The organism is Streptococcus sp. Marseille-Q7156, from assembly GCF_965119495.1.
The window spans coordinates 361,963-382,453 of the sequence record NZ_CBCPLU010000001.1 but is presented as its reverse complement, the minus strand read 5'-3'; the positions used below and the strand labels follow the sequence as shown (position 1 = coordinate 382,453).

At 38.7% G+C, this 20,491-nt stretch carries 23 protein-coding genes and 2 pseudogenes; 10 read left to right on the top strand and 15 right to left on the bottom strand.

Annotated features, from left to right (window positions below; genetic code table 11):
- Window positions 1-34 precede the first annotated feature (34 nt).
- The 5 genes from ACWPV5_RS02015 to ACWPV5_RS01995 all read right to left on the bottom strand — a co-directional run bounded on the left by ACWPV5_RS02015 (window position 35) and on the right by ACWPV5_RS01995 (window position 4,396).
- Entirely contained in the window at window positions 35-727 is a 693-nt protein-coding gene (locus ACWPV5_RS02015) for an alpha/beta hydrolase-fold protein (RefSeq protein ID WP_261044906.1), read from the bottom strand.
- Window positions 708-1,718, bottom strand: a complete 1,011-nt coding sequence (locus ACWPV5_RS02010) for an ABC transporter substrate-binding protein (protein ID WP_219967040.1) — start codon at window positions 1,716-1,718, stop codon at window positions 708-710. Before ACWPV5_RS02010 ends, ACWPV5_RS02015 begins: the two co-directional genes overlap by 20 nt.
- 19 nt (window positions 1,719-1,737) lie before the next feature.
- Window positions 1,738-2,493: an ABC transporter ATP-binding protein gene (locus tag ACWPV5_RS02005; protein WP_454382074.1), complete on the bottom strand. Its 756-nt coding sequence runs from the start codon at window positions 2,491-2,493 to the stop codon at window positions 1,738-1,740.
- 1 nt (window position 2,494) lies between these two features.
- A complete protein-coding gene (locus ACWPV5_RS02000) occupies window positions 2,495-3,541 on the bottom strand; it encodes a FecCD family ABC transporter permease (protein WP_454382073.1) in 1,047 nt (348 codons plus the stop codon).
- Window positions 3,542-3,775: 234 nt separating this feature from the next.
- Window positions 3,776-4,396 (bottom strand): CadD family cadmium resistance transporter, encoded by a 621-nt coding sequence (locus ACWPV5_RS01995; RefSeq protein ID WP_000531711.1) that lies wholly within the window; start codon window positions 4,394-4,396, stop codon window positions 3,776-3,778.
- A gap of 710 nt (window positions 4,397-5,106) precedes the next feature.
- Here ACWPV5_RS01995 and ACWPV5_RS01990 point away from each other — a divergent pair.
- Entirely contained in the window at window positions 5,107-5,397 is a 291-nt protein-coding gene (locus ACWPV5_RS01990) for a DUF6900 domain-containing protein (protein WP_454382072.1), read from the top strand.
- Window positions 5,398-6,465: 1,068 nt separating this feature from the next.
- On the opposite strand, the gene ACWPV5_RS01985 is transcribed toward ACWPV5_RS01990, so the two are convergent.
- The 9 genes from ACWPV5_RS01985 to ACWPV5_RS01945 all read right to left on the bottom strand — a co-directional run bounded on the left by ACWPV5_RS01985 (window position 6,466) and on the right by ACWPV5_RS01945 (window position 12,540).
- Window positions 6,466-6,843: a hypothetical protein gene (locus tag ACWPV5_RS01985; RefSeq protein ID WP_454382071.1), complete on the bottom strand. Its 378-nt coding sequence runs from the start codon at window positions 6,841-6,843 to the stop codon at window positions 6,466-6,468.
- Window positions 6,844-7,249: 406 nt separating this feature from the next.
- Window positions 7,250-8,434, bottom strand: a complete 1,185-nt coding sequence (locus ACWPV5_RS01980; protein ID WP_023945526.1) for a hypothetical protein — start codon at window positions 8,432-8,434, stop codon at window positions 7,250-7,252.
- The gene (locus tag ACWPV5_RS01975; protein WP_261020720.1) at window positions 8,431-8,613 is read right to left on the bottom strand and encodes a hypothetical protein; all 183 of its coding nucleotides are present in this window, start codon (window positions 8,611-8,613) and stop codon (window positions 8,431-8,433) included. Before ACWPV5_RS01975 ends, ACWPV5_RS01980 begins: the two co-directional genes overlap by 4 nt.
- Window positions 8,606-8,947, bottom strand: coding sequence for a hypothetical protein (locus ACWPV5_RS01970; RefSeq protein WP_454382070.1), 342 nt, complete (start codon window positions 8,945-8,947; stop codon window positions 8,606-8,608). The genes ACWPV5_RS01975 and ACWPV5_RS01970 overlap by 8 nt, the downstream gene beginning before the upstream one ends.
- Before the next feature lie 18 nt (window positions 8,948-8,965).
- Window positions 8,966-9,352, bottom strand: coding sequence for a hypothetical protein (locus ACWPV5_RS01965; RefSeq protein WP_230537439.1), 387 nt, complete (start codon window positions 9,350-9,352; stop codon window positions 8,966-8,968).
- Between the two features lie 14 nt (window positions 9,353-9,366).
- Window positions 9,367-10,131: a hypothetical protein gene (locus ACWPV5_RS01960; protein ID WP_454382069.1), complete on the bottom strand. Its 765-nt coding sequence runs from the start codon at window positions 10,129-10,131 to the stop codon at window positions 9,367-9,369.
- Window positions 10,132-10,347: 216 nt separating this feature from the next.
- Window positions 10,348-10,995: a recombinase family protein gene (locus ACWPV5_RS01955; RefSeq protein WP_454382068.1), complete on the bottom strand. Its 648-nt coding sequence runs from the start codon at window positions 10,993-10,995 to the stop codon at window positions 10,348-10,350.
- A gap of 92 nt (window positions 10,996-11,087) precedes the next feature.
- A complete protein-coding gene (locus tag ACWPV5_RS01950; RefSeq protein WP_454382067.1) occupies window positions 11,088-11,480 on the bottom strand; it encodes a hypothetical protein in 393 nt (130 codons plus the stop codon).
- Between the two features lie 139 nt (window positions 11,481-11,619).
- Window positions 11,620-12,540, bottom strand: coding sequence for a hypothetical protein (locus ACWPV5_RS01945; protein ID WP_454382066.1), 921 nt, complete (start codon window positions 12,538-12,540; stop codon window positions 11,620-11,622).
- A gap of 314 nt (window positions 12,541-12,854) precedes the next feature.
- Here ACWPV5_RS01945 and ACWPV5_RS01940 point away from each other — a divergent pair, with 314 nt between their 5' ends.
- The 7 genes from ACWPV5_RS01940 (at window position 12,855) to ACWPV5_RS01910 (ending at window position 19,069) form a co-directional block, all read left to right on the top strand.
- Window positions 12,855-13,115, top strand: coding sequence for a hypothetical protein (locus tag ACWPV5_RS01940; RefSeq protein ID WP_102211306.1), 261 nt, complete (start codon window positions 12,855-12,857; stop codon window positions 13,113-13,115).
- A gap of 10 nt (window positions 13,116-13,125) precedes the next feature.
- Window positions 13,126-13,371 (top strand): hypothetical protein, encoded by a 246-nt coding sequence (locus ACWPV5_RS01935; protein ID WP_285306221.1) that lies wholly within the window; start codon window positions 13,126-13,128, stop codon window positions 13,369-13,371.
- A gap of 155 nt (window positions 13,372-13,526) precedes the next feature.
- Window positions 13,527-14,132, top strand: a complete 606-nt coding sequence (locus ACWPV5_RS01930; RefSeq protein ID WP_000192865.1) for an MT-A70 family methyltransferase — start codon at window positions 13,527-13,529, stop codon at window positions 14,130-14,132.
- 161 nt (window positions 14,133-14,293) lie between these two features.
- Window positions 14,294-16,444: a type IV secretory system conjugative DNA transfer family protein gene (locus ACWPV5_RS01925; protein ID WP_454382065.1), complete on the top strand. Its 2,151-nt coding sequence runs from the start codon at window positions 14,294-14,296 to the stop codon at window positions 16,442-16,444.
- Window positions 16,431-17,201, top strand: a complete 771-nt coding sequence (locus tag ACWPV5_RS01920) for a replication-relaxation family protein (protein ID WP_285306223.1) — start codon at window positions 16,431-16,433, stop codon at window positions 17,199-17,201. Before ACWPV5_RS01925 ends, ACWPV5_RS01920 begins: the two co-directional genes overlap by 14 nt.
- Window positions 17,194-17,445, top strand: a complete 252-nt coding sequence (locus tag ACWPV5_RS01915; RefSeq protein WP_454382064.1) for a hypothetical protein — start codon at window positions 17,194-17,196, stop codon at window positions 17,443-17,445. The genes ACWPV5_RS01920 and ACWPV5_RS01915 overlap by 8 nt, the downstream gene beginning before the upstream one ends.
- On the top strand, window positions 17,390-19,069 hold the full coding sequence (locus tag ACWPV5_RS01910; RefSeq protein WP_285306225.1) for a recombinase family protein: 1,680 nt from the start codon (window positions 17,390-17,392) through the stop codon (window positions 19,067-19,069). Before ACWPV5_RS01915 ends, ACWPV5_RS01910 begins: the two co-directional genes overlap by 56 nt.
- A 280-nt stretch (window positions 19,070-19,349) precedes the next feature.
- Here ACWPV5_RS01910 and rpsO read toward each other — a convergent pair whose 3' ends face one another.
- Window positions 19,350-19,619: a 30S ribosomal protein S15 gene (rpsO, locus tag ACWPV5_RS01905; protein WP_001018251.1), complete on the bottom strand. Its 270-nt coding sequence runs from the start codon at window positions 19,617-19,619 to the stop codon at window positions 19,350-19,352.
- 201 nt (window positions 19,620-19,820) lie between these two features.
- On the opposite strand from rpsO, the pseudogene ACWPV5_RS01900 reads away from it, so the two are divergent.
- Both ACWPV5_RS01900 and ACWPV5_RS01895 read left to right on the top strand, forming a co-directional pair.
- Window positions 19,821-20,197 (top strand): annotated as a pseudogene (locus tag ACWPV5_RS01900) (hypothetical protein).
- A 100-nt stretch (window positions 20,198-20,297) separates the two neighbouring features.
- Window positions 20,298-20,478 (top strand): annotated as a pseudogene (locus ACWPV5_RS01895) (hypothetical protein).
- The last annotated feature ends 13 nt before the right edge of the window (window positions 20,479-20,491 follow it).

The following is a 20,491-nucleotide window of genomic DNA, read 5'->3' as shown; positions in this document are numbered from 1 at the left end:
ATTATCCCTTGGCTTTTGCCAAGGGATAATTCTTTTATTCGATTTTCCATTTTTGGGCCAACCAGCTAGAAAAAGCTAGAAATCGCTCAGCTACTTGTTCATGATGTCCATAAGGATCAAAGACAAACTGGCCGTTCAGATAGCGTTTCTGAAGACTGGTATGAATCTGCTCAGCATAGACTGGTGCTTGAGCTAAGCGATTGCTACGATTAGCTCCTTCTGTTTGACCATTCTGTAAATACAGCAAACAGTCTAGATTTTTCACCTTTTCTTCCTTGCAATAAGTCACAAAATCAGGATACCAAAAGGAACCGCAGATAGAAAATACACAGGAAACCTTGTCAAAGCTGAAAAGACTGTAGACTGCCACCAAACCACCTAGTGAATAGCCTCCGTAGGCAAGGCGAGTTTCGTCCAGGCGATAAAGCGACTGCAACTTATCTAAAAGACCTCCAAATAAATGATCATGATAGACGTTGGCCTGACCTCCAAAATCTGGAGCTCCATCTCTCAGAGCTGATGTTGCCCAGGGAGTGTAGTCGTCTAAGCGATTTTTAGAGGTCAAGCCCACTAAAATCACAGATTCGAAAAGGGACGATAGGAAATCCAAGTTTCCATCATTCAATAAAATAGCCGGATAGGTTTGATTGGGGTCGTAGTTAGAAGGAAGGCTGATTTTAACTTGAATTCCTTCCCAATCAAACTCATTATTTATTGATAAAGTCATTGATTTTCTCAAGGGAATCAATCACTGCTGGACCATAGTCCATCAACTCGTCGTAAGAGATGGTCATGATTTTTTGATTCTTAATAGCAGGAACGCTTTCCAAAACAGCATTTGCCTTCATCAACTCTACTGCTTTTTCATCCAATTTTTTATTGCGGTCGCTGGTTACATAGATAATCAATTCAGGATTCATTGACACGAGATTTTCCAAGGTCAAGCCTGATGTCCCCGTAGCAACGTTTGTATAACCAAGTTGGTTCAGCAAACTTTCTTGCAAAGCAGACTTGTAGGCACCGAAGGTTTCATCATTATAAGCAACCATAATCAAAGCCTTTTTCTTTTCACCTTGGCTTGCTGGATTTGCTTTCTTAACAGCGTCAATTTTAGTTTGTAATTGAGCTGCGTATTCATTGGCCTTGTCCTGCACATTAAAAATCATTCCAAGATTTTTGACATCTTCTACGATATTCCCCAAATCTTGCTGAATTGTTGCGAGAGAGGCTTTTTGCGTATAAACTGGGATTTTGTTTTCATTCCAAGTGCTAACTGTCCCCAAGGATTTTTCAGAAAACATCATGTTTCGCCCCATCACAGCGTCTGGCTCATAAGAAAGGACTGTCTCTTGTGAGACTGTTTTTTTATCCCCAATTTGAGGAATCGTCGCAATCGCATCCTTGTATTTGTCCGTCACAGCATTGTCTGGATTGAACATGCCAACAATTTTATCCTTCAAGCCTAACTCCAATAAGATTTCAGTGCTTGAAAGATTGTTGGTGATAACTTTTTCAGGTGCCTTGTCAAAGACTTGTTCGACTTCATTTCCTTTCGCGTCATAGGTTTTGACCGTTAACGGATAAGTCGTCTCTGTGCTCGCCTTTTGACTTGTTTCTGTGCTAGATTGTGTGGTAGCTTTTTCTGTAGTAGTATTGCCACAAGCTGCAATGGTTAGGGTAGCTACTGTTACGAGTAAAATGCTTAATGTTTTTTTCATCTTGTTTTCCTTTTCATTCTTATAAATAGTGAATCATAGCTTGCTGATCCTCGGTCCAAGTCACCTGACTTTGAACTCCGTATATAGTTTGCAATGACTCAGGAGTGATGGTCTCCTTTGGAGTCCCTTGGTAAAGGATTTCTCCCTCTTTCATCAGATAGAGATAATCCGAATAGCGACAAGCAAGTTGAATATCATGTAGGACAGCTAGAACATTGACCTTGATCCCCTTCACAATGGCCAACAAGTCTAGCTGATACCTGATATCCAGGTGATTGGTTGGTTCGTCCAGGAGCAAGAGAGTCGGTTCTTGTGCCAAGGCGCGGGCTAATAAGACTCGTTGTTTCTCCCCCCCTGACAGAGAAGAATAGAGACGAGTTTTCTTCTCAAGCATATCCACCTTAACGAGAGCATCTTGAACGAGGGCATAATCCCTTTCCTTTTCCTTCTGTAAAAAAGAGAGGTGGGGAGTTCTTCCCAGCAAGACGTTTTCCTCAACTGTACAATCAAACTGCAATTGATTAAACTGAGTGACAACTGCCATTTGCTTGGCTGTTTCTTTGAGTGACCAATGTTCCAGTGGCTTTCCATCTAGGCTTATCAAGCCTTTGTCCGCCTTTTCCTGACGATAGAGGAGTTTAAGTAGGCTGGTTTTTCCACTTCCATTTGGCCCTAATATCGTGTGAAATTGATGCCCTTCAACCTTAAGAGAGACTCCTTTGAGGATTTTTTTCTCTCCTAGTCCAAAATGGATATCCTGACAAATCAAGTCCATATCAGACCCTCACCTCCCTTCGCCTACCTCCAACAATGTAGACAAAGAAGGGAGCACCTACTAAGGCTGTAAAAATACCAATAGGAAGCTCTGCGTTTGGAATGATGATACGAGAGAGTACGTCTGCCCAGACCACAAAGAGGGCACCCAGCAAGGTTGCAACAGGAAAAAGCCTCTTATAATTCGTTCCTACTAACCCTCGAGCTAAATGTGGAGTAATCAGACCAACAAATCCAATAATCCCACAGGTTGCTACTAAGACTGCTGTTAGCACAGCCACCATGGTCACATAAAGATACCAATAAAAGCGTAAGGGAATCCCCAAAGTTAAAGCAGCCTCATCTCCCATCATCATCGCATTGAAAACACGATACTGAGTAGAGAAAAATAGAAAGGCCATTCCTACCACTATAGTTGGCAGGACCAAGTCTGCCCAGGAAGTCCCAGCGAGCGAACCCATTGTCCAAAACTTAATAGTCATCACACTGTCCGCATTAGCGCCAACTGAGATAATAAAGTTGGAAAAAGCCAGAAAGAGAGCGTTGACCACCGTTCCTGATAAGATCAGACTGGAAGTCGTCATCCTTCCCTGCATAGAGGCAATGATGAGGACAGCAATTGTTGCCAAAATAGCTCCAAGAAAAGCTCCAAGGCTAATCATCACTTTTAAACCAAGAATGATGCTCAAGGTTGCCCCTAGAGTTGCACCCGCAGAGATTCCTAAGACATAGGGCTCAGCGATGGGATTGTTTACCGTGGACTGCATCACGCTACCACACATAGAAAGGCCTGCTCCTACTATCAGACCTAACAATACTCGAGGGAATCTCATGTTCCATACAATGGCAAGAGTGGACTTGGAAACCTCTCCTATATCAAGAGGAAATCCTAACCTGCTCAAAATAATCCGATAGGTATCTCCTAGATCAATCGCAACAGATCCCATTGAAACTGCTAGAAAGAGAGAAATCCCTAAAATACCTAGCAAAATAACTAAAAGTAACACAAATTGCTGGTCTTGTCGGCTTCCAGAAAATTTGGAAAGCATGCAAACCTCCTTTGATAGAATCTTAAAAATTTAGAAAATTCTCATGAAAAGTATACCATATTTTCAACAATGCAACAAGATGAGAAAAATAAATATAGTTGGTCTTACAGTGCTAATAATCGTAACCGAAGATTATACTTGAGTATATCGAGGTAAAGTGACAACATAAAAAGCCCTCTGAAAATCAGAGAGCTGATTTGAGCTCGGGATAAAATCCTAGTGAAACAAAAAAATCTACACGGTCAGAAAAGTCTCTATCGTGCCATTTTCATACATGATGTATAGTCCAAGTAGAATGAATACTAAGGGCACAATGATTCGCTCGTATTTTTCAATTGTCTCGAATATTAACGGAATAGAGGATAACACCCGACTAATCTCGCATAAGATAATTATGCCGATTACAAACACAAGCAACGCCACGAGGGTCTGTGACCAATCTAACGAAGCAAAATAAGGGATATAGATACCTAAATTATCTCCGCCAGACGCAATTGTCAGCAATGTAACTGTCCAAAACAGTTGATTTGCCTTGCTTTGTTCTAATCTTTCAATAATTTCTTCCTCTTCTTCCTCTTCTTCCTCACCTTCTCCAATAATTGCAAAGCGAATCCCTAAATAGATAGGGATTAAACCAAGCAATCCAACCATCCATTCTTCAGGCACGAAATTAACGACATAAGCAGCAACTAAACTCGCCCCTACAAGTAAGCCTGTGCCTAGATATTGCCCCGCATAAATATGCCATTTTTGTTTATTCTGTGATAGCTGTGCAAATAAAATAAATAAAATAATTAAATAATCGATACTGGTGGAAATATAAACACCAATAGCAGATATGATTGTCTGTCCCATAAAAAAACCTCCTGTATTGGTCAGTAATAAATCAGCAGATTTTAGGAGAGCACAGACACATTAATTTAGCTATCGCTAGTGGGTAATTTCGAACATAGGAAAGCATTTTACTCCTCCTCAAAACGTAGTTACAAAGTAATTTCTAACTGGAATTCGGTGACTACTTCCATGTAAAGTATAACATACTATACTTTACTTCGTAAAGTGTGGGCTCTCCGAAGGGGCTTGCAGACAGCTACTCGGCTTTTCAAGCCGAGTAGCTACGCACCCTTATGGTGTAATTAGCTGATACCATTTGAGGTTTTTGTAGTCTCCAAAATTGTGACCGATAAAACCTCAATAAAAAAGCCCCCTGAAAATCAGAGAGCTGATTTGAGCTCAGGCTAAAATCCTAGTGAAAAAGATGGAACTCCTTGTGTTCATCGAACACGGTGTCGTTTCCCTATTTTCATACGGATTTTTGACGCCCTTAACATCATGATTCTTGCTGGATAAATCGTTTATAGACTAGGCGAAGATCGTACGAAACGTTCAGTGAAACAAAAAAATCTCCCCGAATGTCCACACCTCACTCAGCAGTCCAACAACTAACCAACTCTAACCCCTTAACCCCAGCGATTTCAAGTCGTTGGGGTTTTCGTGAAAAAGTGCTTGACTCTTTCCTTACGGAGAGTTATGATGGACACACCAACAAAGCAAAGGAGATTTCTATGGAAAAATTCACTAACAGAAGTATTCAAAATAATGAACTTGATCAAGAGCAATTCTCGCTTCAAGACCGCATTCAAAATATCCACAATTTTGAAAACGAAGATACCACCCGAGACCAAGAAATTGCTATAGTAGCCAGCATGATTGGTAGAATCCCTACGCTGGAGCGCCAAAACTTAGATAGTCAAGATTTTCACGATATTTCGGTCTGGACGCTTCAAGAAATGCTTCGGGTGAGTTACGAGTTGGGCAAACTGTCGCAAGAAGCTCCAGTATCCACCGAGCTTTAAATTGGCAACAAAGCAAAACTAAAAGCCTTCGAAAATTTTGACTACTATTGGAGAGATATGATTCAGCCAAATTTCAAAATTTTCTACCGCCCAAACTCCCCCAAATTGAAACAGTTCACCTTACAACTTTCGAAGAATTACACGGTGTAGGATGTGTTTTTAATCCTTGTTTTAGAATTGAAAATCCCCATCACGGACGAATATTCTTGGTTTTATACTTGCCGTTTTCTTAATCCTGAGTGTGTCGAAAAATATTATACTGCTTGTTGCAGAATGGAAGATTTGGACGAATTTGCCGTTTAGGATTACAAATTGCAGCTAAGTTTAATTTTAGTTATTTTAACGCTTTTTTCAACAAAACTGTTGACACAATTACTTAAAGTCTGTATAATAGATTAAGTTATCTCAAGTAGCTATAAAATATATGCTTTTGAGATAAAGAAAATCCCAACGATATTCGTACTACCGTTGGGGAGAAGATTTCTTATTTTTAGTTATCAGCCTTATAGTTAACCAACAAGAGAACGATAAGACTGATTTGCATTAGCTTCACCACTATTAGTGGTGATTTTTTCTTTTATTTGGTGAAGCTTTATTCCTAGGTTTAGTATAGTTATTACCCTTTCTAAGCCAAGTGGCCATCAGCTCTTTTGAATTTCTGGTTCTTCTGTTAGAATTGATAACCAAGAATGCAAAGCAACAAATAATTAGTGAAATAACGACTATCACTACACTTATCACAGTAAGATTTTCGAACGGTATTTTTAATATATGAACAGAGACTACGCTACCAATACCACCAGCACCTGCTGCAGTCAACATTGATTTTATCTTTTTATCTGTCCCATCCTCACTTTCATTAAAAATGTGTTGGTTAGACAAAACAAGAAATCTTCGGTGTTACTAATATAACGATATCCTTACACTTTGTCAATAGTAGTGTATTATTTATAACTGTTTTTAATTTTTCTGACATTTTTACACTGTATTATAAAATTTTCTATATATTTTCAATTCGAAACAAACGCCCCAGTCGCAAAACTGGGGCAATTTTGTTGTAATTTTAGGTTAACAAATCGCTTCATCGATACAAGTTACTGGCGTTACTAAAATGTATAGCAAGGTTTCGCACATCTCGCCTCTACTTTGGCAAGTGAGCAACTTTTCGATTTTCGCAATAAATTTCTCTTTGCTTTCGTTAATGGCAAAAACTGTTATCTTGCGTTTAAAAACATTAGTTCCAACACAATCGAAGGCAAAACCTTTTTCGAACACTCGTAGTTTCGTTAAAAATGTGGGCAAAGATATCGGGTCGTTAAGGTAAAATCCTAATTGGTTTGGTTGCCATTCAATTGGTATTTCTGGCACTACGCCCCAATATAGCTGACTACGAATGTCACCTTCTAATTTTTGTAGATAAATTTCCGTTTCTAAATCGATGTACATATCGCTCCTATCTGTTAAATTTCTTTTACCCGTCCATCATAACTCTCTTTGGTACGGAAGTCCAGCCTATTTTTGAGTTTAATTTACATCAGTATTTGGGCTAAAAATTAAGATTTTTTACTGGTATTTTTGTGAAAATGTGAAGTTGTGAAAAGCTCAACTGCTGGAGATTTTCGAAAGGTAATCCATCGCAACAGAAGCAAAAAAAGGAAATAAAAAGCTTAGAATATTTTCTTGAAGATTCCTCCGCCCTCCTCTACACAGACTAATATTGTGTATAAATACAATAAGTCGTGTGCCAAAATTGGGCAGAAACGGCGGTACTAGTGCAAAGTTAAGCAACCCGAACCGAAAGGCGAAGCGAACGCAAAACACCCAAGTTTCCTCGGGTGTTTACGCTATAAAACTATTCAATCCAATCCAGAAATACGGAGTCGCTCCATTTTAAATCAGAGTTTAAAGGTGGTAGAGGTTTGAATTTTTGAACAACCACCTCGGGCTCTCCACCTTTTCTAGAAACTTTATATAGAGTTGGTTCTTCCTGGCTAGAAGCTCTTGACTTAGATAAAAAGAAAATCTCACCCTTATCTGGCGATAATATCGGACTATAATTCTGTCTATCTTCATTTTGCGGAACAAGATTTTTTACGAAATTTGCATTACGATAGCTATTAGGATCATCTGTAGCAGGCTCCTTAAAAGCACTCCATATAGAAAAACCTGATGCTAAATATTCTCCATCACCAAGATATAAAGTAACATCATATTCATGATGCTGATAAGTGAATGTTTCGTCTAATCTGTTTATATGAATACCATTATTGCCAATATTTCCATCATCTTCAGTAACAAAGAAATATTTATTATTTTCATCTAAATAAATTTTACGATACCTTGTGTCCCCAAGACGGTTTTTTCGAGGGTTGAATTCTTCAACTGCACTTCGCGAGAGATTATTCAGTGGTATTCTGTAGAATTTTGCATTAGAGTCTGTCAAATCTGTTGAAACATAGCAAAAATAATCATTTTCAATATAGGGACGCTTATGATAAAATTTTTTCGAAGAAAAACTGTTTTCATCACCTTCAACAATAGCAGAAATATCTGTCAATTCCCCATTTTCATTAAGAATACCTACCCTTTCAGAATCTGAGTTTTTTAACTTAAAAGTCACAACTATATTTTTTAGGTCTTTATCAAACCCTTTTTTAGCATAAAATGGACGAGTAAAAAAACCGGTTGGTTCGCTACGAGAATCTATTACTATTTTTGCTACTTCTAGAGAAACGATTGGTTTCCCTTCAGATGTTTGCTCGGGAAACTCAAACGACCTATAGGGTTTAATACTGCCATCCGTAGGCGATACTAAAGAAAGGTCAACTCTTTTAATATCGTTGTAGGTGTGAGCACCATAATGTATTGCCGCCATAACAATACCTTTTAATTTTGCTTCCTTGTCTGTTGAGCTAGTAGCTAGCGAAGTAGTACTAGATGTAGAATTATTGATTGAAGTATTAGAAGTCCTAGAGCTACAGGCTACAAGAATTAATCCAATCCAAATCCCAAATATGGTAAAAATTATCTTTTTCATTTATCTTCCTCTATTTCTCTTTTACGTTTTTCTTCATGTTTATCCAGACTTTTCGAAAAGAATTGCTCGGTTAAATCTGTCAGCCAATCTGCAAAACGCTCGCCTGCGAATTGAATAGCGATAAGAATTCCAGTTACTACAATAAAAACCAAAATCAAGTAATTATCCAAATTAGCCATTGTAATTATTTTCTCCTTGTTTTCTTGCTTCTACTAAAATATCTTTAAAATCGTCATCTTGCCAAAGTGTGAAAAAAGTAATTCCACCAACCACAACAGAGACCATCACACCTGTAAGGCTACCTCCACGCTTTTTCGAAACCAGTTTGTTTATCTCTTTACCTGCGGATTTAAATAGCCCAGCTGAGAGATAAGAATCAGGTTTAAATACAGAACCTGCTGTATAGCTTTGCCCGTAATAAAGTACCGAACCATTATCTCTAAATCCATAAAATAGAAACCCAATGATGGCTATTGTTATAATTGCTAATCGAATTTTAATGCTATTTTTCATATTACTTTACCTTTTAAGTTAATTATAATCGATACCTTTTCTCGTTATCGCAACTACCTTTCCTTTACTAAGAAAAACAATCACTGATTTACCGTCTTTTAATTTGTAAACGTAGTAGTCTGTAATGATACCATTTATCCCCACAGTCCAATTTGATTTCTGAGACAGGATTGATTCACTGCTGGATAAGTCCATTTTTAGTAATTTTTCATATAGCTGGGTAACATCACTCAGAGAAGAGGACTTCTCGTGTGGTGCTCCAACTGCCTTAATCAAGTCTTTTTCGGTTAGCTCATTCTGAATACTTGGAAAATTCGATAAAACTAAATCCTTTCTCTTATTTGCGCAAGAAACAAGTAACAGAATCATCGCTAAACATGTAATCACCATTCCTAATTTTTTCATCACTCGCTATCCTCCTATTTTTGAATATTGTCTGCTATTTTAGCTAATATTGCTTCTAAAATAGCAGGAGATACTTTTCTTTCCTCCATAGAATAACTACCTTTAGGTTGGTATAATAAATCCATAGATAAAATTTGACTTCCATTCAGAAAAATCTTACTACTAAAAGTGCTGTTTTCCTTAGTATCATACTGGTCATAAATAAAAGCTCCATTTTCTATCCTTGAGTCTACAAAAGGAACGTAACTTTCCATCTGGTTAGTAGATCGACCTATTTTCTCATTTGGAAGAGCAGCTTTTTGGTAATAATCTGAGTTTAAATAACCTTCTAATAACTCTTGAGCCTGTCCAGAATTCTGAATATGGAATTTAAAATCTCCTTGTTCATATGCACCGCGAATATCAATTCCTGTATGGTCATATAAATTAGCTACTAATCTTATTCTTCCCACCTGATTATTATCTTTATCAAAGAATAAATATTGAATAAGAACACTCTTCTCGAGCTCATCATAGTCCCAGATATTGTCAGGGTCTATTTTTACATTACTAACTCCATACTGCAACATAATTTCGCCTAAATCTTTATCAGATAACACTTTCTTTAAATCATCAGACGTTTTGATTCGAAGATTGACTGTTTCGCTTTGATTATGATTATCTGAACTAACTGGATTGTTAGCACTATTCTTCTGTGCTACTGTAGAATTCGAACAGCTGCATAAGCAAGCCAAAATTAAAGTACCAACACCTAACTTAGTAAGTTTTTTAAGTTCCATTTGCTTTCCTTTTTGTTTGTATAAAATCTCCTAGTCCCTTGCGAGACAAGGCTTTAGGTGTATCGGATAACGACCGTTAAACGATACACTTAAAAAACAAAAAATGCCAATCTAACACAGACTCAAAACCTTGTTAAATTCGCATTTTCTAAAATATTCACATTGTTATTTTGAATGTTTCGCCAAATGGTCGTTAATCGAAACAAATTTACGCACTCATTCTACCATTTCGTCCTGCTTTTGGCAAGTATTTTGCAAAACTTTTTTGCGATTATTCGTCACCTTATTTCGTTCCAGCACCTTATATACGGTTGAAGTGGAGATTTGTTCTGCTTTTGCAATATTCCGTATGCTCGTATTTGTGTAGAGATAGAGATTAAGGATGCGCTCTTCTTTTGCTTTTTCTATCCGCTTGGCACCCAACCGAATGCCTTTTTCCTTGGCTTTTCGAAGCCCTTCACGGGTACGAAACCGTAAGTTTTCTAGCTCGCTCTCTGCCACAAAACCTAAGATCATACAAAGCAACCTGCCAATAAGCGAGTCAGTTTCCAACTTTTCGTGCAAACTAACGAGCTGGATATGATGTTTGTTAAGCTGTTCGATAATCTCCAATAGCTTGAACATAGAGCGAGTAAGTCTGTCAAGCTTATAGATAGTGAAAGTAACTTGCTTGCCATTTTTCGAAAAACTTTTAGCTAAGTTTAGAGCCTTTTCAAGTTCAGGGCGAGCATCATATGAACCTGATTCTTTTTCTATAAAGAGCTGGTCACAGTGTTTGAGAGCCTCAATTTGCACCTCCAAGCCTAAGTCTTGCTTGTGAGTGGAAACTCTAGCATAGCCAATGTTAATAGTACTTTGAGACATAAAAAATCCTCCTGTTATATTGATTCAGGGGGATATTTTACTATGAATTGAGGGATGAGAAAAGACCTCTCATTCAGAGAGGTCTCAAAAAATCAAATGTTACTATCTTTCAACCCTTCTTTTAAAAGCAAATATTGATCATTCGTCAACCCAAGAATTTCCTGCATAATATACTCAATAGTATCTTGGAGTTCTTGTTGTTCAACAGATCCCCTTTCATACAAAAGTTTAGACGAACCATCTGTTTTAGATATATACCTCATTACATTGTTGATTGTTTTTTCATTCTTTTCAGATAACTTAACTTGTTGTTTTAAAGTATATCCTGTAATTTTTTCAACAATTTCTCGACCATTAGACATAAATGGCATGTAATCAAAGTAAACTAATAATCTTCTTGCCACACTATCTTTTGAATATGGGTTATTAGCGGTATCGTTCCAGATTATTTGCTTAATTCTGTCAGGAACACGATTTTGAAACATATATTTTACCTCCAAATTTTACCCACCGCTTGCTCGGTAGGTATACTTATTTCCTACCAAGTGCAAGGGCTACAATTCAGAAGTAAAATCCGAAAAGTGCGAAAATATTAAATTTTATAGCTTAATTATACACTAATATTTATGTTTTGTCAATAGAACCTATAAACTCTTGGAATCGAGTAATATAAGTATCATTAGTTAATTTACTCATATACTTAATTGCCTGTGTTTTAAAATTATTCTCATATAAAAATTTCAAAATATCAAATAGATACTTATTATTAGTAATTTGACGAATATGCCTGTCGATAAATTGAATCTTATCGTCATTTGATATTTCTTCTTTAGACAAATATGTTTTAAAAATTCTATCTAAATAAACATTATTACTTATTTTAGAAATCATTTTATCAATAAAGTCTTGCATAATTTCATCATTGTGGAATCCACTTTCAACAGCATACTCAATCACTCTACTTATATGAACAGAGTTGGTCATTTTTTCGAAACACAAGTTCATAGCACTTTCGTTTTTCATATCAAAAGCTACCAAACATAATTTTTCAAGTTTAGCGTTATTATCAGTGTTAATAATGGCTTTTTGCAAATCTTCAAGAGTTTTAATTTTTAAGTCAATATTGACAGTATTTTCTACAGCAAAGTAAAATACCTCTTTTAAAAAGTTATATGTAGTGTCATTATCGATAATATTTATTAGTTTATCCTTATCATCCTTGCTGATATTTTCCGAATTATTTATTAAGTTGATTATACTCGCTTTAACTTTTCCACTATCTTCAACTAATCGTTTTTTAGCAAAGTAATTTACATTATCTGTTGAGTTTTCCATTTTTCCAACCTTTAATTTTTTCATTAATATTTTAGACGGATTCCTACTACGGCTCATTAAATAACCAATAACATTTTTCGAATAGTCTCCAAGACCGTCTTCAAAACATACCAAAAATTCTCTTACGAAAGTCGTCCTACCAATATAACTTCTATGGTTTTGATTTAACATGAGCATATCCATAAAAGTCGCAAAACATAGATGATACATAGCTTTATCTCCGTTCTGTTGTTTTTGTTGTTTTTAGGTAATAGATTCAAAACATATTTAGCGATATACTAAAACCATCAAAGGAACAAGTCGACTTCCCCTCTGATAAACCTTTTACTTTTATTATACTCTTTTAAGGAGGAAAATTCTCTTGCTAACATTACTTATCTTTTTACCGTATCTTCTAACCTCAGCTACTGTGATATATTTCACAAAGAAAAGGTCTAGAAAATAATTGACTACAGGTTTATATTAGGTTGTGTAAGCCCCACTAATATAAACCTGCCTCTATGGGGCTATTAAGGAGAAAAACTATGCTTCCACAAAATACTCAAAACCAAACAGATATCACTCATCAACTAGCGAATCCATTTCAGCTTGAAGTGGCAAGAAGTCTTTCAAAAGAAATGGCTATGCTTCAGAAGAATCAGCTTCTGACGGCAGACATTCTTAACAAAGTAGGCGACCTTTCGAAGCTCGAGGCAGATATTCTGGCAAAAACTCCCCATGCCAAGGAACGCACAGATTTCATCATCAAGACTTTTGCTTTGGTCGCCTCCCAGCAGATAAGATAGGAGGTTCCCTATGAATGAACTTATCTTGCCCATAATTTTTGCCGTTTCTCTTGGCTTTGTGACTGGCGTTATTTCCTTGTTGGTATATCTTGATTCTCAATCTAAAAAACAACCTGTCAAAGAGAAAAACAAAAATCTTCCTCCTGTTTACACTGAAGAAGAAATTGAACTAGCTCAATTTCTCGAGAGTAGACAAGCCATCAACGAGGCATTCCTTTCAGCTCAGGCGGAACTACTCAAAGAACTTAGAAAGTGAAGTAATTTTTACATCACCGAACAAAACAGCAATATGATAGCACCTTAACAGATACAGCACTATTCTCATCGCTCCTAATCCATAAACTGCTTATGCTCCCTTTTGCCAGCGGTTTCTGGTATGCTCGGAGCGTCACAAACAGAAAGGATTTTAAAATGACACAACTAACTCAACCAAAGAAATTCAAAACCATCCTTGCTGATGTTCCCTATATGAAGAACCAAACAGGTAGCTACGGAGCCTGCAAGCATTACAACCTGATGAGTCATGAGGAGATCCGCAATATGCCCATCAAGGACATCGCTGCAGACAACGCCCATCTCTGGTTTTGGACTTCCAACTCTTATATGGAAGAATCTTACGATATTATTCGGGCGTGGGGCTTTGAGCCAAAAAGCATTTTTACTTGGGTTAAACCAACTCTGGGCTTGGGAACTTATCTCCGAAATTCTACCGAGCATGTCATTTTCGCAACTCGAGGAAAAGCTCCCATCAAGTTCAAAGGGCAGATGAATTGGGGTTTCTTCCCCAAACAAGATCACAGCCACAAGCCTGAAGAACTCTTCGCTATCATCGAACGCTGTTCTGAGCCAGATTATTTGGAGCTCTTTGCACGGAGACCTGTGTCTTCCAATAAAAAATGGGCTATATGGGGTAATGAAGTCGAGAGCGACATTATTATCTCTCACTATCCCGTTCCTCAATATTCTAAAAATCCCATTGACTACAGAAAGGCAGATGATGACTCGTGCGAAAAATAGTTGGCTACACCTTGCTTTTCGTTCTGCTGGCATATTTAGTCAATCGGGCGATTTACTGGCTAATCGAAATTGCCCTACCCTTAAGCCTGCTTGCCGTATTACTTGGTGGCGGAATGCTTACTTTTCGCTACTGGAAAAACAAAAGAGATTGGAGGTGACCAATGAAACGCCCAACAAATTTTGAAATTTATGAAATGGATTACACTCGTCCTGTGGAATTTCAAGACATACTAGATTTGATGGTGCGACTCTCAGGCTACACCAGACGCCAGCCCTTCGTTTTGGAGATTCGTTTAACGAAAAACGAGGTGCGATATTTGCTTCTCAGTAGCCCACTGGACACGCCCTATTTACACAAAATGATGCAGGTTTCCAATGACATTCAGCTTTCAAAACTTCGCCCTAAAGAGCGAAAAACATCTGAAAAAGCGTGGCGTGTAGCTATCAAACGCAACCATTTTAGCCTCAAAACAGATGGCGTTGAAAACTTCACTCGTTCCTTTTTGGCACTGAGTCATCACCTAAAACCGCAGGAAGAAATTTGTGTGCAGGTTGTGATGGGCAAGTCGCGTCCGCCACAACCGCTAGCTCGGGATTTGTCGCACCTTAACGCCACTTGGTGGCAGTGGATTTCAGGGAATATCCCAAAGCTTTCCAAAGATGCCGACAAGCTGATTCGGGAAAAACTCCGCCACGCCCAGTTTCAAGCAGATGTACGGATTGGTGTGCGAAGTGATAGTCATTTTCGCAAGAATGAGCTATATCATACTGTTTTAGGAGCCTTTCGAATGTTAGAATCCAGCGGTGTCGAACTTTTTCTCAACCCGATTTCAAGCGAGAAAGTGAATAAGGTTCAAATTCCGTGGGCTTTTCCGCTCACCCTTTCTTCGCAGGAGCTTGCCAGCTTTTGGCTTGCCCCTATTGGCGAAGGCGAGCTGGCCGGGATTGCCAATATTCACCCCAAAATTCTCCGTCTGCCTTTGGGCTATAAAGTTCCAGATGTTCCTGTTCGAAAATTTGGTGAAAGTATCAAAAACGAACCACTCCAGATTTTACCTCGAGACGCTACCCAGCATCTCTTGGTGTTAGGTGGAACGGGCGTTGGAAAATCTACCTTGCTTGCCCAGTTCATTTTAACAGATATTCAAGCAGGCAGAAGCACGCTGTTAATTGATCCCAAAGGCGACTTGGTACGAGAAGTGTTGGCTCATTTCCCAAAAGAACGACGAGCAGATTTGGTTATCATTGACCCCAGCTCCAGCAACAAAATTATCGGTCTAAACCCCTTTGACCTGACTCGTTACACCTCACCTGAGCTGGTGGCAGATATGTTGCTTAATCTTTTTCAAGAACTTTTCAGCGACAACTGGGGTATTCGCACGGTTGATGTGCTCAGCCACGCCTTAACCGTCCTGTCACAAGTTGAAAATTCCAATCTACCCCAATTACCTCAATTTTTAACCAACCTTGCCTTTCGCCATCAGATACTTTCGCAGATTTCCGACCCTTTTCTCTTGGATTTTTGGCAGGGATACAACCAGCTAAGCGCTGCCAACCGTGAGGTGTTAATCTCGCCAGTGTTAAACAAAATCCGTCAGCTTTTGCTTCGAAAAGAACTGCGAGCCATGCTTGCCTCTACTTCGAAAAAATTTAACCTGATGGAGCTCTTCACCAGTAAAAAAGTAGTCTTAGTTAACCTCAACCGAGGACAAATTGGAGTGACAAACGCTAAATTTATCGGTTCGCTTATCACCAACTACATCTACCAGCTAACCCTCCACCAAGCCCATCTCGCTCCCGAAAATCGCCCTTTCCTGCCCATTTACATTGATGAGCTGGGGCAATTCCTTAAGCTCCCTGTGGATTTGGAGGATGCCCTCGCAGTGTCTCGTTCGATGAAAGTGGGCTACATTCTCGCCAGTCAGAACTTGACGCAACTGCCATCTGCTCTCCGTACCAGCATTTTGAGTAATTGTCGCAGTAAAATCATTTTCACGCTGGAACACCACGAAGCTAAGGAACTCGCCAGCCAAGCTCCAGAGCTAACTTTCGAAGATTTTATGACTCTTGCACCTTTTCACTTTTATGCCCAAATGCCGATTTTTTACAACCACTTCAAGTGGGTCTCAGGGCAAAGTCTGCCTCTTTCAAAAAATGCTCAGCCAATTGATGAACTTTATGCCGAAAGTTTGGAACGCTACGGCGACGATTTAGTCAATTTCGAAAATATCCCACTTCAAAACAAGAAAGATGAAACGCCACCCAAAAACTTAGGACGGAAGAAGCGAGGAGGACAAAATGGAGAAAATTGAACTAACGGAAAAAGAACGAGAGATTTTAACCCTACTCGCCCAGTGCCGTTATGCGACCACCAAGCAGATTGTTGCCCTCTATTTTCAGGATAGCCAGCATTCGCGAACTGCTTTCCGAAGAGCTAACTTGCTTTTAAACCAGATCAAAAATCGCCAACTCATCAATCACCTCGAACGGCGAATCGGTGGTGTACGAGCAGGTTCAGGCAGTTTCGTTTGGCACATCACGATAAAAGGGATGAAAGCATTACACCGTCCACAACGCTTTAAAAATAAGTATGAACCCACCGCCCACCACTTGGAACACACGCTGGCGGTGACACAAGCGTATGTTTTTCTGAAATTGTTGGAAGAAGCTGGCAAAATCCAGCTGGAACGGTTCGATTTTGAACCCACCTGCCACCGCACCTACGCCACCTTTTCGGGCAAGAAGATTTTTCTGAAACCTGATGCTTTTGCCCAGTTGGTTTTGGGCGAATACGAGGACAGTTATTTTTATGAAATCGATATGGCGACCGAAAGCCTCAATCGAGTGTTGAACCAGTGCAAAAAATACATCGCCTACTACCAAACAGGCATTGAGCAGCGAGAGCAAAACGGTGTGTTTCCACTGGTTCTGTGGATTGTGCCTCACGACAAACGCAAAGAGGCGATTTCGAAGAAAATAGAAAGCGAGCTGAATAATTTTCACCCAATGTTTCAGGTGGTAACGCTGGAGGAATTTAGTGAATGGATTGGAGGACGAACAGATGAATAATGAAAAAGAACGAATTGTCAAAATCGGGCGAGCAACTTTTAAGATTGACCGAAGATTTGGTGGTTCGAAAAGTTTGAAAGAGCTGCTGGAAAAGCTGATTTTGCAGGAAAATAGCCCCCAAACACTGGACTTCTTCGCCCTTTCGAGGTATCCTATCCATGGGTTAGAGTGTATTGAAAGGAGACACGATGACAAACAGCACATTAACAAGGCAGATTCCAGATTGGACAGAGGTGAAGTTTGAAGACTTAACCGACATTAGCGTTTTGTATTGCAGGCTTAGCCAAGATGACGGTAATCTCGGAGATAGCAACTCAATTATTAACCAAAAAATGGTTTTGAAAAATGCCGCCCAAGCAGAACACCTGCCGAACCCTATTTACTTCATTGATGATGGAATTAGTGGAGTGACTCTCAACCGTCCAGCCATCCAAAAGGCTCTCGAGCTAGTTGAATCTGGTAAAGTTCGCAATTTTGTCGCCAAGGATTTATCTCGGATTGCTCGAAACTATCTGTTTTCTGGACAGTTGTTAGAGATGACTTTTCCTGAAAACAATGTTCGGTGTATTGCGGTAAATGATAGCTACGACAGCCTAAAGCAAAGCGATAATGACGCCAACCTACTCCCTCTTCGCAACCTGTTTAATGAATGGTTTGCGAGAGATACTTCTAAGAAGATTCGTGCCGTACAAAAAGCCAAGGCACAGGCTGGAGAACGATTAACCACTGTGGCAATATATGGTTATCGAAAAAATCCCGACAATCCAAAAGAGTGGCTGATTGACCCAGTTGGTGCAGAAATTGTAAAGCGAATTTTCGAAGAGGTTAAATTGGGCAAATCTTTAAAACAAATTGCTCGAGGTTTAGAACACGACAAGGTTGAGACACCATCTTATCGCAGATTAAGTGTAGGAGATAAAACTAATGTCATTAGCTATAGTCGCTATGCGTGGCAAGTTGCAACTATTGAAAAAATCCTACAACGCCCCGAATATCTGGGACACACCGTAAATCACCGCACTTCTAAGATTTCTTTTAAAGATAAAAGGAAAATTTACAATCCCAAAGAAAACTGGCTTATCTTTGAAAACACCCACGAAGCGATTATCGACCAAGTAACCTTCGATATTGTTCAAAAAATGCGACAACATAAACGCATTTTATCCAAGCCACGATTTGAAAAAGGGCACGAAAATCTCTTTGCAGGATTGGTATTTTGCGGCACTTGTGGTTCGAAGCATTACTTCTGTGCTCACGATAAAAATGGACGAAATTTAGACCATTACAAGTGTTCGAAATATGCCAAAACCTTCGACCGCTGTGAAAATCCCCATTATATTCGAAAAGTTGAACTGGAAGCTTTAGTTCTTCGAGAATTAAATGACTTGATTGAGGAGATTCAAATAGATGAAACAGGATTTTTTAAATCACTTCAAAAGAGATTCGAAATAGAATCCAGCCGAAAAACTGCCCAACAACGAAAAGTCGTTTTGGAAAAGGAAAAACGCTGTGAAGAAATTGACCAGCTCATCCAAAAACTCTATGAAGACAATGTTTTGGGCAAAGTATCTGATGAACGCTTTATGAAAATGACGCAAAATTATGAAGCAGAACAAAACGAACTAAATCAAGTTTTAAGTAACTTGAAATCCGAATTGAGCAAAAATGAAGCCGATAGCCAGAATATTGAGCAATTTATTAAGCGGATTCGGAAATTCACGCATATTGATAAACTGACGACAGAGATTTTGAACGTTATGATTGATAAAATTGTGATTCATAAACCAGAAGGCACGAAACGTAACCGAATTATTAAAATTGATATTCATTACAACTTTATTGGAAATGTAAACAAAGAAAATGAGTAGCTGATAACTACTCATTTATAAATATAAAATTCGACTGCTGGGTGATAATACACCTAAGGGAGAATATCTGGTTTATTTTACCTTACAGTGCTAGGAACCGTAACCAAAGATAATACTTGAGCATACCAAGGTAAGGTGACAACGTAAAAAGCTCTCTGAAAATCAGAGAGCTCCAGTCTTGCTAGATAAACCGTTTATAGACGAGGCGACGAGGCGAAGGTTGTACTAATGGTACATCGAGCCGAAGTCAACGAAGTATAGAAACGGTTTAGACGCAAGATTAGCGACGAAGTCCTAGAGAGTTGATTAACTCACGGTAACGGTTAACGTCGTTTTTACGCAAGTATGCAAGCAAGTTACGACGGCGACCGATTTTTTTCATCAATCCACGGTAAGTAGCGTGGTCTTTTTTGTGTTGTTTGATGTGTTCGTTAAGGTGGTTGATTTCCCAAGTAAGGACAGCAACTTGAACCTCTACTGAACCTGTATCACCTTCGTGACGTGCATATTGTGCGATGATTTCATTTTTTTTCTCTTTTGAGATTGCCATGATGTTTCTCCTTTTTATTTGGCTTCATCCGAGTGACAGGTTGGCATGCCTGTAACCAAGAAGAAGTTATTTGTCTTTACGACAATCCCTATTCTACCAATAACTACCTTCTTTGTCAACAGATTTACTTTCTTGTTTTAAATATGCTATAATAATCATAGCAAGAAATCTAAGTTGTCTGTTTTTTAAAACGAGGTGATTATCACGCCTAGATTCTATTCCCATCTCCCCTATTATTTGGTCATCTTTTTCTTTTACTGTCCACTTTATGAGTTGTTATCACTAATTATTTCTGACCCCCTTTTGCTCAAGAGTCTCTACGTAAATAATATTCTCTTCTTTACACCTCTGGTAATCTTGATTGTATCGCTACTCTATAGCTACCGTTTCCGTTTCTCACTTTGGTGGTTAATTGGTAACGGACTGCTCTTTTGCTTTACTAGCATAACCTTTGGTGAATTTATCTGGTTTTACTTTTTAGCCTATGAAACCTTGGCTCTGATAGGTCTGGTTTCCGGTATTGGTATCAAGCATATTCTAAAAAAATGAAAAACAAAAAACTTTCACAAAATCCTTGAAAAATCTCACAATCATGCTATAATAATCCATAGAGACAAGTCACTTAGTCCCTTTCTACTAGAGAGTGCGTGGTTGCTGGAAACGCATAGGAAGCCTAAACTGATACTACTCTTGAGTTTTTATGAAAACATAAAACGGTGGCCACGTTAGAGCCAATCAGAGGTGTCCCTCTTTTTTGAGGAACATAAATGAAGGTGGAACCACGTTGCGACGTCCTTTCGAGGATGTCGCTTTTTGTTTTTCTAGCTTTCACAGTCCTCTGTCCCTGTTTTCAGAATAGGGTTAACACACTC